The sequence below is a fragment of the Seonamhaeicola marinus genome, assembly GCF_008085455.1.
The window spans coordinates 504,486-518,051 of the sequence record NZ_VSDQ01000679.1 but is presented as its reverse complement, the minus strand read 5'-3'; the positions used below and the strand labels follow the sequence as shown (position 1 = coordinate 518,051).

The 13,566-nt window shown below is 33.5% G+C and carries 14 protein-coding genes; 5 read left to right on the top strand and 9 right to left on the bottom strand.

Annotated elements, in window-relative coordinates:
- Positions 1 to 109 precede the first annotated feature (109 nt).
- Complete coding sequence (pbpC, locus tag FUA24_RS13420; RefSeq protein ID WP_148543143.1) at positions 110 to 2,461, top strand: penicillin-binding protein 1C; 2,352 nt, start codon at positions 110 to 112, stop codon at positions 2,459 to 2,461.
- On the opposite strand, the gene FUA24_RS13415 is transcribed toward pbpC, so the two are convergent.
- The 3 genes from FUA24_RS13415 to FUA24_RS13405 all read right to left on the bottom strand — a co-directional run bounded on the left by FUA24_RS13415 (position 2,462) and on the right by FUA24_RS13405 (position 4,358).
- Positions 2,462 to 3,118 (bottom strand): endonuclease/exonuclease/phosphatase family protein, encoded by a 657-nt coding sequence (locus FUA24_RS13415; protein ID WP_148543141.1) that lies wholly within the window; start codon positions 3,116 to 3,118, stop codon positions 2,462 to 2,464.
- Positions 3,119 to 3,335: 217 nt separating this feature from the next.
- A complete protein-coding gene (locus FUA24_RS13410) occupies positions 3,336 to 3,878 on the bottom strand; it encodes a YciI family protein (RefSeq protein ID WP_148543139.1) in 543 nt (180 codons plus the stop codon).
- A gap of 12 nt (positions 3,879 to 3,890) precedes the next feature.
- Positions 3,891 to 4,358 (bottom strand): CYTH domain-containing protein, encoded by a 468-nt coding sequence (locus FUA24_RS13405; protein WP_148543137.1) that lies wholly within the window; start codon positions 4,356 to 4,358, stop codon positions 3,891 to 3,893.
- A 61-nt stretch (positions 4,359 to 4,419) separates the two neighbouring features.
- Here FUA24_RS13405 and dinB point away from each other — a divergent pair, with 61 nt between their 5' ends.
- Positions 4,420 to 5,520 (top strand): DNA polymerase IV, encoded by a 1,101-nt coding sequence (dinB, locus tag FUA24_RS13400; RefSeq protein ID WP_148543135.1) that lies wholly within the window; start codon positions 4,420 to 4,422, stop codon positions 5,518 to 5,520.
- A 91-nt stretch (positions 5,521 to 5,611) separates the two neighbouring features.
- Entirely contained in the window at positions 5,612 to 6,700 is a 1,089-nt protein-coding gene (locus FUA24_RS13395; protein WP_148543133.1) for a C1 family peptidase, read from the top strand.
- A gap of 150 nt (positions 6,701 to 6,850) precedes the next feature.
- On the opposite strand, the gene FUA24_RS13390 is transcribed toward FUA24_RS13395, so the two are convergent.
- Positions 6,851 to 7,387, bottom strand: coding sequence for a VOC family protein (locus FUA24_RS13390; protein ID WP_148543132.1), 537 nt, complete (start codon positions 7,385 to 7,387; stop codon positions 6,851 to 6,853).
- Positions 7,388 to 7,577: 190 nt separating this feature from the next.
- On the opposite strand from FUA24_RS13390, the gene FUA24_RS13385 reads away from it, so the two are divergent.
- On the top strand, positions 7,578 to 8,468 hold the full coding sequence (locus FUA24_RS13385) for a 3-keto-disaccharide hydrolase (RefSeq protein ID WP_148543130.1): 891 nt from the start codon (positions 7,578 to 7,580) through the stop codon (positions 8,466 to 8,468).
- Between the two features lie 51 nt (positions 8,469 to 8,519).
- On the opposite strand, the gene pyk is transcribed toward FUA24_RS13385, so the two are convergent.
- The 5 genes from pyk to FUA24_RS13360 form a co-directional block, all read right to left on the bottom strand.
- On the bottom strand, positions 8,520 to 9,956 hold the full coding sequence (pyk, locus tag FUA24_RS13380; RefSeq protein WP_148543128.1) for a pyruvate kinase: 1,437 nt from the start codon (positions 9,954 to 9,956) through the stop codon (positions 8,520 to 8,522).
- Positions 9,956 to 10,438 (bottom strand): IPExxxVDY family protein, encoded by a 483-nt coding sequence (locus FUA24_RS13375; RefSeq protein WP_148543126.1) that lies wholly within the window; start codon positions 10,436 to 10,438, stop codon positions 9,956 to 9,958. The genes pyk and FUA24_RS13375 overlap by 1 nt, the downstream gene beginning before the upstream one ends.
- Positions 10,439 to 10,559: 121 nt before the next feature.
- Positions 10,560 to 11,300, bottom strand: a complete 741-nt coding sequence (rnc, locus tag FUA24_RS13370) for a ribonuclease III (protein ID WP_148543124.1) — start codon at positions 11,298 to 11,300, stop codon at positions 10,560 to 10,562.
- A gap of 12 nt (positions 11,301 to 11,312) precedes the next feature.
- Positions 11,313 to 12,560 carry a beta-ketoacyl-ACP synthase II gene (gene fabF / locus FUA24_RS13365; protein WP_148543122.1) on the bottom strand — a complete coding sequence of 416 codons (1,248 nt, stop codon included), beginning with the start codon at positions 12,558 to 12,560 and terminating at the stop codon, positions 11,313 to 11,315.
- Between the two features lie 13 nt (positions 12,561 to 12,573).
- Complete coding sequence (locus FUA24_RS13360; protein WP_076698750.1) at positions 12,574 to 12,807, bottom strand: acyl carrier protein; 234 nt, start codon at positions 12,805 to 12,807, stop codon at positions 12,574 to 12,576.
- Positions 12,808 to 12,994: 187 nt separating this feature from the next.
- On the opposite strand from FUA24_RS13360, the gene purN reads away from it, so the two are divergent.
- On the top strand, positions 12,995 to 13,561 hold the full coding sequence (purN, locus tag FUA24_RS13355; protein WP_148543120.1) for a phosphoribosylglycinamide formyltransferase: 567 nt from the start codon (positions 12,995 to 12,997) through the stop codon (positions 13,559 to 13,561).
- Positions 13,562 to 13,566 lie beyond the last annotated feature (5 nt).

Here is a 13,566-nt window from a genome sequence, read left to right as displayed (position 1 = left end):
CTTGCCCAAAATAGTTCTACTTGATAATTTTCAAATTAATTAACATGACAATCATAAACTTATCTTAAAATAAATCTAAAACCCTTTTTTTAGTAGTAGATACTTTTAAATGAACAAACTCATAGATTACATAAAAAAGAGAAAAATTAGGTTTTCTGTTCTAGCTATACTATTAATAGCCTATTATTTTTGCTTACCCAAACAACTCTTCAAAGATCCAACCTCAACAGTTATTACAAGTTCAAACAACGCTTTGATTGGTGCAAAAATTGCTGAAGATGGCCAGTGGCGATTTCCTCATAATGATAGTATTCCTAAGAAATTCAGAACCTGTATCATTCAGTTTGAAGATGAATATTTTTATAAACATCCAGGGTTTAATCCTATTTCCATTTTTAAAGCATTAAGAGATAATGTAAAATCTGGAGATATTAAGCGTGGCGGTAGTACAATTACCCAACAAGTTATCCGTCTATCAAGAAAAGGTAAACAACGTACATATTTTGAAAAGCTTAAAGAACTTGTGTTAGCTACGCGATTAGAATTAAGAACATCTAAAGAAAAAATATTAGGTTATTATACCAGTAATGCTCCATTTGGTGGAAATGTTGTGGGCTTAGACGCTGCCTCTTGGCGTTACTTTAACAGAAGCCCTTATAACTTATCATGGGCAGAAAGTGCTACTTTGGCCGTTTTACCAAATGCGCCTAGTTTAATTTATCCAGGAAAAAACGAAATCCATTTGCGTAATAAGCGTAATAGGCTTCTAGAAAAATTGCTTCAAAATAGCATTATAGATTCTTTAACTTATCGTTTATCCATTGCCGAAGAATTACCGCAAAAACCTTATCCGCTTCCTCAAGTTTCTCCTCATTTATTACAAAAGCTTTCAAAATCGCATAAAGGACAATCCTTACAAACTACAATTGATGTTACTTTGCAACACCAAGTGAATACTATTGTAAAGCATCACCATGCGCTTTTAAGTCAGAATGAAATTCATAACGCTGCTGTTTTGGTATTAGATGTAAAAACGAGACAAGTATTGGCTTATGTTGGTAACACTCCAACTAACAGAACACATCAAAAGGATGTTGATGTTATAGACAAACCCAGAAGTACAGGTAGTATATTAAAACCTTTTTTATATGCTGCTATGTTAGATGCTGGAGACATGCTTCCGAACACGCTGGTTGCCGATGTTCCAAGCCAGTTTGGAAGTTATAACCCCGAAAATTTCAATAAGACCTATGATGGTGCTGTACCCGCAAGTAAAGCCCTATCCAGATCATTAAATGTTCCATCTGTTAGGATGCTACAAGAGTTTGGCTTAAACAGATTTCATCATTACTTAAAAGCGCTAAAACTTAAGGATTTAAAATACAATGCCAATCATTACGGATTATCGTTAATTCTTGGAGGCGCTGAAAGTAATTTATGGGATTTATGTAAAAGTTACGCCGCTTTGTCTTCAACCTTAAATCATTTTACAGAAACCTCTAGCGAATATTATAGCAACGAATTTTGTGAACCTACTTTGTTACCCTCGGAAACAATTGACTTCGGAAAATTACAATCTGAAAAGACACTATATGATGCTGGCTCTATTTATCTCACCTTTGAAAGTTTAAAAAAGGTAAACAGACCTGAAGGTGATGAAAACTGGGAGTTTTTTGACGATTCTAAACAAATAGCATGGAAGACAGGCACTAGTTTCGGATTTAGAGATGCCTGGGCCATTGGCACAACAAAAGATTATGTAGTTGGTGTATGGGTTGGTAATGCCGATGGTGAAGGACGCCCAGGGTTAGTTGGTGTACAAACAGCTGCGCCTATACTCTTTGAAGTTTTTGACTTGTTACCCAAAAGTGAATGGTTTGCTAAGCCCTTTGATGAAATGCAAAAAGTGACTATATGTAAACATAGCGGACATAGAGCTTCTCCTAATTGTATGGATACCGAAGAAGCATACATACAAATAAGTGGCTTAAAGACAAAACCTTGTCCGTACCACCAACTTATACACTTAGATAATACAGAGACTTATCAGGTAAATTCTTCTTGTGAGGACGTGGGCTCTATAAAGCATAGGTCCTGGTTTGTGCTACCACCTCTTATGGCCTATTATTACAAAGCCAAAAACCCGTTTTATAAATCTTTACCTCCTTTTAGAAGTGATTGCTTAGGTGAAACATTGGTCTCAATGGAATTTATTTATCCAAAAGAGAATAACAGTATTTTTTTACCGAAAGATTTTGAAGGAAATACTAATGAAATGATTTTAAAAGTAGCACATACTAAACCAGAGAGCACCATCTTTTGGTATATAGACAATCTGTTTATTGGCACTACTAAGGACATTCATGAATTATCGGTTCTACCAAAACAAGGTGAACATACCCTCACGGTAGTTGACGAATTTGGAAATGAGGCGAAACGAAATTTTGAAGTGAGTAAATAACTATTCTCTTACAATAGTTTTCACTAAAACATGGTCAGATTTCCAAGTACAAATTTTCATAGTGTTAAGAATATTTAATTCCTTCGAGATCCATATATGATCTAATGAAAGTAAAGGTATATTCCAAAACCATGTTTCTCTAAAACCATTACCTTTTTCACTAAAAGCATTTTTAAATTTTTCTTTAAAAAAATGGAAATGTACAGATTCTGTTGGTGTATTAAAATCTCCCAATACTATTGTCTTCTTATCCACATTAATTTTAGACTCCACATATAAAAGCGCCTCTTTTCTAGAGTTTAAAATATTAGCAGAAACATCAACAGCATAAAAATTATATTCATTTGTCTTAAAATTTAATACAGTTGAATTAGAATTTGATGTGCTTTCCTTAACAATTTTAATGGGTGTTTTAGAAAAAACACCTATTCCTTCTTTAGATAAATAAAAATAATAGTTCGGGTATGAAGTTTCTATGTTCAGCCTGTTTTCTTTATCGTACTCAATCAAAACAATAACATCCGAATCATTTCCATTCTCAGAAATTGCTTCATCTAAACCATTAATTCTAGCAGCATTCCAAAGAAGTACCTCAAAGCCTTTTTCCTCTTTATAGTCATTTTTATAATAACTACTTTTTAACCAAAAGTTAAACAAACAAAAAAACCACTAAAGTTGAAACCAATCTAACTTTTTTATTTCTTGAAAGGAAAATTGAAATTATACCAATTACAATTATAAATGGAAGGGGAAAAGCGTAAAAAATAAAGGATGACCAATAATAGGTGTCTTTAATAGTAAAATGAACTATAAAGGAAAGAATTAAAAAAATTCTAACAATTAAAACTACTATATGCCTTTTCAAAAAATAAATTTACCTCAAAGGGAACCCTTTCGCAGCCCACCATGGGTGAATTTCAATTTCTAACCTACCGGCTTTAACTGCAGGATCTGAATTGGCTAAACTGTCTGCCATTTTTAAAGTTGGCACGTTATAAATGGTAATGCCCTTAATCTCCCCTTCATCCCCAAAAGGACCAGAAATATCTGCATATCCTAAGTCATACATTTTACCTAAATGTGCTCTATGTCCTTTTTGAATAAGTTCAGCTTCTTCTTCATTTTGAGTTCTTATAGGGCCTTTTTTTAGAAACGCCATAAAATATTGCTGCATGATAACCGTATCTTGAAGGTCTTCGTCATAATAACTTTCTACTTGAAAACCTCTGGCTTTTAATTCTGCTTTTATCTGTTTGGCAGTCTTTATAGGTTCTTTAACAACCTCAACAATTGTATCCTGTATTTTATCCTTTTCATCAGAAATAACCTCATTAATTTCAGGCAAACTTGCTTTGGTGTCATTTTTACATCCAATAACCATAATTATTAAGCAAAACGCTAGTACGATGTTTTTCATTGTTTTTAATTTTTACCAATTGCAAAACGGATGTTTGCTTAATTGGGAGTTATAGTATTTTACATCTCCAGTAACTTCTTCGCCCAACCAACCTGGTTTTACGAATGTTTCATGTTCTGAGTTTAATTCTACTTCGGCTATAATCAACCCTTTATTATCTCCAAAGAACTCATCTATCTCAAAAATATGGTTTTTTACCTGTACCTCATAACGAATTTTATCAATAACCCCTGATTCACAAATATTTAACAGACTTTTAGCCTCTTCATCGGTTATTTCTTTCTCCCATTCAAATCTAGACAGTCCATCATTAGACGATTTTCCTTTTACAGTTAAAAACCCTTTATCTCCTTTTAGCCTTACTCTAACCGTTCGCTCTTTATCTGTGTTTAAAAACCCTTGAATAATTCTAGTGCTTCTAATGGCTTCCTGTTTAAAATCGTTAGATGCTACTAAAAATTTACGTTCTATTTCAATCATAACCTATGGAAATATCTCTTTAATGAATTCCAAAATCCAAAATTAATATAATTTTGCTTCCATGCTGGCTAATTTACCAATACGAAAGATTATTCATGTAGATATGGATGCGTTTTACGCCTCTGTAGAACAAATGGATAACCCAAAATTGAAAGGCCTACCTATTGCTGTGGGTGGCGGTGGTAAACGCGGTGTAATAAGCGCTGCTAGTTACGAAGCCAGAAAATTTGGGGTTAAAAGTGCTATGTCCGGAACGCTAGCTGTTAAACTATGCCCAGAACTTATTTTTGTTAGGCCTAATTACGAACGTTATTCTGAGATTTCTAAAAGAATTAGAGACATCTTTTTTGATTATACCGATCTGGTAGAGCCATTGTCTTTAGACGAAGCTTATCTGGATGTTACCCACAACAAGAAAGGCAACCCTAGTGCCTCATTAATTGCTCAAGAAATTAGAGATCGAATTTTTAATGATATTGGATTAACAGCATCTGCGGGCATTTCAATTAATAAGTTTATTGCCAAGGTAGCCAGTGATTACAATAAACCAAACGGACAAAAAACTGTAAATCCGGAAGAGGTCTTGGAATTTTTAGAACAGTTAGACATTAGGAAATTTTATGGTGTTGGCAAGGTAACTGCCGAAAAAATGTATCAAAAAGGTATTTTTACAGGCGCCGATTTAAAACAAAAGTCTTTAGAATACCTAGACAATAATTTTGGGAAATCTGGCAGGTATTACTACTATATTGTTAGAGGTATTCACAATAGTGAGGTAAAGCCAGACCGCATAAGAAAATCTTTGGCTGCCGAACGTACCTTCAGTGAGAACCTCTCTAGTGAAGTGTTTATGCTAGAAAAACTAGACCATATTGCTCAAGAAGTTTCTAAACGTTTACACAAAAGCAATGTTGCGGGTAAAACAATTACTTTAAAAATAAAATACAGCGACTTCACTTTACAAACTCGAAGTAAAACCTTGCCTTATTTTATTAGTGACAAAAGCGTTATTCTTGAAACTGCGAAAGACTTGTTGTACCAAGAAAAACTGAATAATTCCGTTAGATTATTAGGCATCTCATTGTCTAATTTAAACACCGAAGATCAGAAGAAAAGTCCTGAAAAAAAGAGTGTAAGTGTACAGTTGAAGTTTGGGTTTTAAGAACTTTATCCATGAATTGTGTAAAACTTGCTCATTTTAAGATCATCTAGTGTAACATATTAATTATTTCTTTGTCCTTAAAGAAAAAAACATGAAACTATATTACCTAATCTTCTTATTCGTTTTTTTAAATTTTAAATGCTTTTCCCAAGTAAAGGAAGAATTTAAAGTTTTAAAACTAGTAAAAACTTCAGCTTTAAAAGATCAACAATCATCAGGAACTTGCTGGAGTTTTGCCACTACTTCTTTTATAGAAACTGAAGCTATACGTTTAGGAAAAGACGAAATTTCGCTTTCGCCAATATTTTATGTAGCACCAGCATATATGGGGAAAGCAGAAAAATTTATCGAAACAAAAGGAAAAAGTTGGTTTGATGCCGGCGACTTAACATTTAGTGTTTTAGATGGCTACAAAAAATTTGGAGCAGTACCGGAAGAGGTATACAATGGTATTATTGAAAAAGATTGGCAACACGACCATAATGAAATGGACAATCTACTTCGTGAAATGGTAGAATCGGTTGGTACTTCTGGTTATGATCGTATAAAACCCTATAGCTGGAGAAAATCAATTAAAGCAGTTTTAGACGCTTATTTAGGAACAGTTCCTATTACTTTTGTTTATAAAGGAAAACTCCATTCTCCTTTTTCATTTGCAAGAGAATTTATTGGTATAAACCCTAGTGATTATGTAGAAATTACTAGTTATTCTCACATCGATTTTTATAAAATGTCAGTATTAGATATCCCCGCAAACTGGAACTCAAATAAGTATCTAAACCTACCTATTGAAGATTTTGAAAACGTAATTGATACAGCGTTAGCATCTGGTTACAGTCTAGCTTGGGACGGTGATGCATCAGAACCAAACTTTGATTTTGATAAGGGTTTATTAAAATTGACTGCAAGTGAAGAAAAAAATCCTATTACCCAAGAATTAAGGCAAACTACATTCGAAAACAAAACAACTACAGACGATCATAATATGCATATTATAGGTATTGCTCAAGATACGAAAGGTCACCCATATTATTTTCTGAAAAATTCTGAAGGAAATAATGAAAATGGAGGTTATATCTACATTTCAAAAAAAGCATTATTGCTGAAAACAATTTCAGTTTTAGTACATAAAGATGCAATTCCTAAAGACATTCTAAAAAAATCTATCCTGAATGAATAAAACTTCAAAACACGGTTTAAACGTAATAACAGCCAAATTTCCTATTCGAAAATTCAAGTCTTTTTATTAATCTGATTCCATCAATAATACTTACACAAAAAATGTTAAACGCAACTTTCAAAAAAAGAACACTTCTCTCTATACACACGTTTAATCCCAAGCCGAAAGCCCGATAATCTCTCCATTAGGTCCGGTAAAAAAGGTGTATTTATCTTTAGCATAATTATCATTCTCCAATTCATAACCTTCTGCTTTTAGTTTATCACCTATGGTTTTAATATCGTTAACCTTTAACATAAAATGGTTGTGATTGGTATTACCAATAGGACCTACCTGCTCCCAGTTCTCAGGAGCCGTTAAAGAAAGATGAATCTTCACGTCATTGGCCTTTAATTTCATCACTAACATACCCTCAAGTCCTGGTCCATGAAAAACAACTGCATCTTCTAATTTAAAACCTAGAATTTCTCTATATAATTTTAGTGTTTTCTCTAGCTTCAAAACATGTACACATATGTTCCTTAAACCAGTTACTTTTGCTTCTGTATTGGTCTTTTCTTTTTGTTTATTTGTACCATTCTCTTGTGCTGTTAATGAGGCTGTTCCAATAGTTAGTAACATTACCAAAGAAAGAATTACCGTCTTCAATTTCTGGTCAATTTCTAAAATGTTCCTTGTCTTAATCATACTGATATTTAGTTATTCATTATTACCTACTAAGATATACTTTATAGTAAACGCAACTTATAAAAAAGAACATACACTAGGGTGGTTTTCACCTCAACAAAAACTGAACAAGGGTCTCAACACATCAATATTAAATGTTAATGGCTAAAGAATTTTGTATCATTACCTAACTAAACTATTTACAACACTTATGAAATTTTACTTTGGCATTATTACTAGTCTATTTTTTATTATCTCATGTTCTGATTCTAAAAAAGGGACTCAACAAGAAAGCTACAATTGGGAGTATCTCATAGACAAAGAATTATCAAATTGGGACACTTATTTAAGTTACCAGCATCAGGTAGGTTACAACGGTACACCACCAAAAGACGAAAATGGTAATGAGATAGCTCCTATTGGATTGAATCATCCAGATTACAATGTCTTTTCAACCTTTAAAGAAGGGGAAGATCTAATCATTAAAAATACCGGGGAATACTACGGTTGTTTAATAACCAAAAAAGACTATAAAAATTATCATTTTCAACTTAAGTATAAATGGGGAAATAAAACTTGGGCGTATAGAAAAGATTTACTAAAAGATTCAGGTATATTATATCATTCTATAGGTCCAATGGCAGCAGAATATTGGCGCTCATGGATGTTGTCTCAAGAGTTTCAGATTATGGAAGGACATACCGGCGATTTTTGGAGTCAAGCTAACTCTGCTATAGACATTAGAGCTTATAAACCAGAATCTAATTTAGATCCTCTTGCGCACGCCTCTCAAGACTACATTACTTTAAATAGACATAGTAAATATAGAAACTATTGTAGAAGAAGTAATAATTTTGAAAAACCTCACGATGAATGGAACACCTTAGACTTATTTTGCTTTGAAGGTAAAAGTCTGCATGTGGTAAATGGAGAAGTAGTAATGATACTTAAAAATTCCAGATACATACAAGAAGATGGTTCCGAAATACCCTTAATCGAGGGAAAAATTCAGTTACAAAGTGAAGCTGCCGAAGTGTTTTTTAAAGACATTAGAATACGAGAAATAGATTCCCTTACCACGGAACAACAAAACTTGTTTTAAACTAAAAAGCCGCTTTAAAAAAGCGGCTTTTTAGTTATAAGACTCTAAATCTTAGTATTCTTTAATTTCTGAAACTCTTAAGGTGTTTACCATACCTTTATCTTGTATAGGCATTGCCGCTAAGCTCACTAACATATCTCCTGGTTCTAAATAACCTTCTTCACATGCTATTCTATTTACATCTTCAATAGTTTCATCTGTGCTCACATATTTGTCATAGTAGAAAGCCTTTACACCCCAAAGTAAACTTAAACGTGTTAAGATACGTTTGTTAGAAGTAAACACTAAAATATGACATGATGGTCTCCAAGCTGAAATTTGGAAAGCTGTATATCCACTATTGGTTAATGTAGAAATGGCTTTGGCATCAATTTCATTAGCCATATTAGCAGCATGATAACAAATAGATTTTGTTATATATCTGTTAGTACGAATATGAGGAGGTAATTGTGGTACCTGAATTAATGGTGAATTCTCAACACTCTTTAAAATGCTAGCCATTTGCCTAATAACCTGAACCGGATAATTTCCAACAGATGTCTCTCCAGAAAGCATTACGGCATCTGCTCCATCCATTACAGAATTTGCAACATCATTTACCTCTGCTCTTGTTGGCGTTAAACTAGTTATCATTGTTTCCATCATTTGTGTTGCAATGATTACTGGAATTCTAGCTTTTTTAGCTCTTAACACTAATTGTTTTTGAGCTAACGGCACATCTGCTGCAGGAATTTCAACACCTAAATCACCACGAGCTACCATGATACCGTCGCAGTGTGTTACAATTTTATCTATATTTTCTAAAGCCTCTGGCTTTTCTATTTTAGCAACGATTGGAATTTTATGCTCACTATGCTCATTAATTAAATCTCTTAACTGCATTAAATCCTCAGCATGACGAACAAAGGATAAAGCGATCCAATCCACGTCTTGACCAACAGCAAAAATTGCATCTTGAACATCCTTTTCAGTTAATGCTGGTTGCGAAATATTAGTGTTTGGTAAGTTTACACCTTTTTTAGACTTTAAAGGGCCACCTTGAATTACTTTAGCTACAACCTCTTTTTCTTGATCTGAAGAAACAACCTCAAAAATTAACTTTCCGTCATCTAAAAGAATACGTTCACCTGGTTTAGCATCTTGAGGGAACCTATCATAGGTCATATAAACACGTTCTTTTGTCCCTTCAAAGCGCTCTCCTGTTGCAAATATTATTTCATCCCCTGGATTTACAACCACTTCTTCTTTCATGACACCAACTCTAAGCTTTGGCCCTTGTAAATCTGCTAAAATAGATGCTGTAAAACCGTATTCTTCGTTAAGTTCACGAATCATTTGTATACGCTCTTTTACATCATCATAATCTGCATGCGAGAAATTAATTCTAAAAACATTAGCTCCTTCTTCAAGCATACCTTTTAATACTTCTTTGCTGCTTGTAGCTGGTCCTAATGTGGCTACTATTTTGGTTTTCTTTGTTATTGACATTAGCTAAAAATTAAGTGGTCCTTAGATTTTAATTGATTAGGTTGTATACTATAGGCTGTGGCAACTTGTGGTATTTTTAAAATACTATTTAAAATATACTTTTCTTTACTAAAACTATAATCGTTATCTATTTTCAAAAAATAATTAACGCTCTTGTATTCTGGTATCAAATGATTTACTTGCGTAATTTTTTCCTGAATACTAAAAAGAGAACCTGTATTGGCCTCTCTAAAACTTTCAGTTTTACACACATTTGACACTAAGTTCCAAAGGGTTTGTTGCTTGCAGTCTTCCCATTCAAAAATGGCATATGTTAGTGCTCCATTTTTAAAATCTAAGTCATCTGCCTTTCTACTAAGCGTAATACCCAAAAACTTGTTTAACAGATATGCTATCCTATAATCTTCAAGAGTGCAATGAATTGCAATTAAAGTAAATAGGTCTGAATCAACATCATCTAGAACAAGCTTGTGTATTGCCATACCCAAATATAAACGGCGTAAATATAATATTTAATATGTTGAATTATAATAGGATTTACCTATTCTTAAAGCTAAAGTTAACTAAAACGTTATAGTTAATTTCTTTTTTGATCCAAAAAGATTATATCAGCTTGGATATCTTATTTTGAAACGCAAAATAAGCGCGTTTTGAGGCCTTTTCTTCAGCCTTTTTCTTTGAAGTAGCTCTTGCCTTCGCTACAATTTTACCATCAATAGATAGTTTAACCGAAAAATGCCTAACATCATCATTACCAGTATCTTCATATACATTATACCCAAAAGTTTTCTTCTCTTTTTGGCACCATTCAATGAGAAGGCTTTTATAACTTATAACCTTTCCTTCGAGTTTTTCAATGTCCACATAAGGAATAATAACTCTTTTAAAAATGAATTTTTCGCAGTACTTATAATCTCTATCAAGAAAAATGGCGCCGACTAAAGCCTCAAATAGGTTTCCGTGAATATTATCTCCAAACTGTCCTGCAGGAATTTTACTTTGTACTAGGTCTATTAAGTTAAGTTCTTTTCCTAACTCGTTTAAATGTTCTCTACTAACAACTTTAGAGCGCATTTTTGTTAAATACCCTTCATCTCCACTAGGAACTTCTTGGTATAAATGACAGGCAATTACAGCACTTAACATGGCATCTCCTAAAAACTCTAGGCGCTCATAATTAATAGCATTTCCCTCATCATCTCGTAAGTTCATTGAGCGATGTGTAAATGCCGTCTTAAAATAATCTATGTTTTTTGGCTTAAACCCGAGAATCTTGGTTAATTCCATAAAAAAATTCCCGTTGCGTTTAAAACGGGAATTTAGTATGTTACGAATGTTTTTCACTCGGGATTCTATCTATATTTTCTTGAATAATACACAAGCGTTATGTCCGCCAAATCCAAATGTATTACTCATTGCTACATTCACTTCGCGTTTTTGAGCTTTGTTTAAAGTTAAATTTAATTCTGGATCAATATTCTCATCAACCGTTGCGTGGTTAATGGTTGGAGGTACAATACCATTTTCAATTGCAAGGATACTTGCAATTGCCTCAATAGCTCCTGCTGCACCTAACAGGTGACCTGTCATTGATTTTGTAGAATTAATATTTATGTTTTTTGCATGACCACCAAACACTTTAGATATAGCCTTAAGTTCAGCCACATCTCCAAGTGGTGTAGAAGTACCATGTGTATTTATATGGTCTACATCTTCTGGTTTAAGTCCTGCATTCTCTAAACAGTTTTTCATTACTTCAACAACTCCAGCGCCTTCAGGATGTGGTGCAGTCATGTGATGTGCATCAGAAGACAAGCCTCCTCCTGCAACTTCAGCATAAATTTTAGCACCTCTAGCTTTTGCATGCTCATATTCTTCTAAAATCAAAGCACCTGCTCCTTCACCTAAAACAAAACCATCTCTGGTTCCATCAAAAGGTCTAGAAGCCGATTCTGGACTTTCATTTCTAGTAGATAATGCATGCATAGCATTAAAACCACCCATTCCTGCAATGGTAACTGCTGCTTCACTTCCTCCAGTAACAACTACGTCTGTATACCCTAATCTAATAGAGTTTAAAGCATCAAATAATGCATTTGCTGAAGAAGCACAAGCAGAAACTGTTGTGTAATTTGGTCCCATAAAACCATGTTTTATGGAAATGTTTGCCGGCGCAATGTCGGCAATCATTTTAGGAATAAAGAATGGGTTAAACCTTGGTGTTCCGTTTCCACCAGCATAGTTTAAAACTTCCTGCTGGAATGTTTCTAATCCACCAATACCTGCTCCCCAAATAACACCAACACGTAATTTATTTACTTCGTCTAGATTTAAACCAGAGTCTTCAATAGCTTCATCTGCGGCAACCATAGCGTATTGCGCAAATTTATCCATCTTTCTAGATTCCTTGCGGTCTATAAAATCTGTTACTTTGAAGTCTTTAACTTCACAAGCAAACTTAGTTTTAAAATTTTCGGTGTCAAAATATGTTATAGGCGCAGCACCGCTTTTACCATTTATAAGCGCTTCCCAATATTCATCTTTGGTATTGCCTATAGGTGTTAAAGCCCCTAAACCTGTGACTACAACTCTCTTTAATTCCATGAATGTATTTTACTTATTTTGCAGCTTCTATATAAGAAATAGCTTGACCAACTGTTGCAATGTTCTCAGCTTGATCGTCTGGTATTTGAATATCGAATTCTTTTTCGAATTCCATAATTAGTTCTACAGTATCTAATGAGTCTGCTCCTAAATCGTTTGTGAAGCTTGCTTCTGCAACTACTTCGTTCTCATCAACTCCTAATTTGTCTACGATAATCGCTTTTACTCTTGATGCAATGTCTGACATAATCTTTTAATTTTAAGTTTTAATTCAGTTGGCAAAAATAAAAAACTTTATATTTAAAACACATCATTACCATAAAAATGTGTTTGTAATTTAATAAAATAACTTTTAAGTATTTTAATTTTGACAACTAATTGTTAATAATTATTCTTTTTTTTGTTCGAAGAATCTTAACATTATAGTCTGTAATATGAAACGTGTAGTAATTTTTGCGTCCGGAAGCGGATCTAATGCTGAAAATTTAATAAAGTTTTTTCAAAACAGTGATAATGTATCTGTTGTTCAAGTACTTACTAACAATCCTCATGCCAAAGTTTTAGACAGAGCTAAAAGACTTAAGGTTAGCGCACTGTCTTTTAATAGAGTAGCTTTTACTAAAAGCGAGGACGTGCTTAACATTATGAAAGTTACAAATCCAGACCTTATTATATTGGCTGGTTTTTTATGGAAATTTCCAGAAAATATTTTAGAAGAATTCCCAAATAAAGTTATAAACGTGCACCCTGCACTACTTCCAAAATTTGGAGGTAAAGGCATGTATGGTATGAATGTACACAAGGCTGTTGTTGAAAACAAAGAAACCGAAACTGGTATTACCATTCATTATGTGAATGAGAATTATGATGAGGGCGCCACTATTTTCCAAGCCAAATGTGAAGTACTGGCTTCAGATACACCAGAAGATGTCGCTGCAAAAATTCACGAATTGGAAATGGAGTATTTTCCAAAAGTGGTTGAGAAGTTGTTGATTTCATAAAAATA

Bases quoted from the DNA above. Each gene is read 5' to 3' on its own strand.
- pbpC (WP_148543143.1), top strand. From the start codon at position 110: ATGAACAAACTCATAGATTACATAAAAAAGAGAAAAATTAGGTTTTCT.
- FUA24_RS13410 (WP_148543139.1), bottom strand. From the start codon at position 3,878: ATGAAAAACATCGTACTAGCGTTTTGCTTAATAATTATGGTTATTGGA.
- FUA24_RS13405 (WP_148543137.1), bottom strand. From the start codon at position 4,358: ATGATTGAAATAGAACGTAAATTTTTAGTAGCATCTAACGATTTTAAA.
- dinB (WP_148543135.1), top strand. From the start codon at position 4,420: ATGCTGGCTAATTTACCAATACGAAAGATTATTCATGTAGATATGGAT.
- FUA24_RS13395 (WP_148543133.1), top strand. From the start codon at position 5,612: ATGAAACTATATTACCTAATCTTCTTATTCGTTTTTTTAAATTTTAAA.
- FUA24_RS13390 (WP_148543132.1), bottom strand. From the start codon at position 7,387: ATGATTAAGACAAGGAACATTTTAGAAATTGACCAGAAATTGAAGACG.
- FUA24_RS13385 (WP_148543130.1), top strand. From the start codon at position 7,578: ATGAAATTTTACTTTGGCATTATTACTAGTCTATTTTTTATTATCTCA.
- pyk (WP_148543128.1), bottom strand. From the start codon at position 9,956: ATGTCAATAACAAAGAAAACCAAAATAGTAGCCACATTAGGACCAGCT.
- FUA24_RS13375 (WP_148543126.1), bottom strand. From the start codon at position 10,438: ATGGCAATACACAAGCTTGTTCTAGATGATGTTGATTCAGACCTATTT.
- fabF (WP_148543122.1), bottom strand. From the start codon at position 12,560: ATGGAATTAAAGAGAGTTGTAGTCACAGGTTTAGGGGCTTTAACACCT.
- FUA24_RS13360 (WP_076698750.1), bottom strand. From the start codon at position 12,807: ATGTCAGACATTGCATCAAGAGTAAAAGCGATTATCGTAGACAAATTA.
- purN (WP_148543120.1), top strand. From the start codon at position 12,995: ATGAAACGTGTAGTAATTTTTGCGTCCGGAAGCGGATCTAATGCTGAA.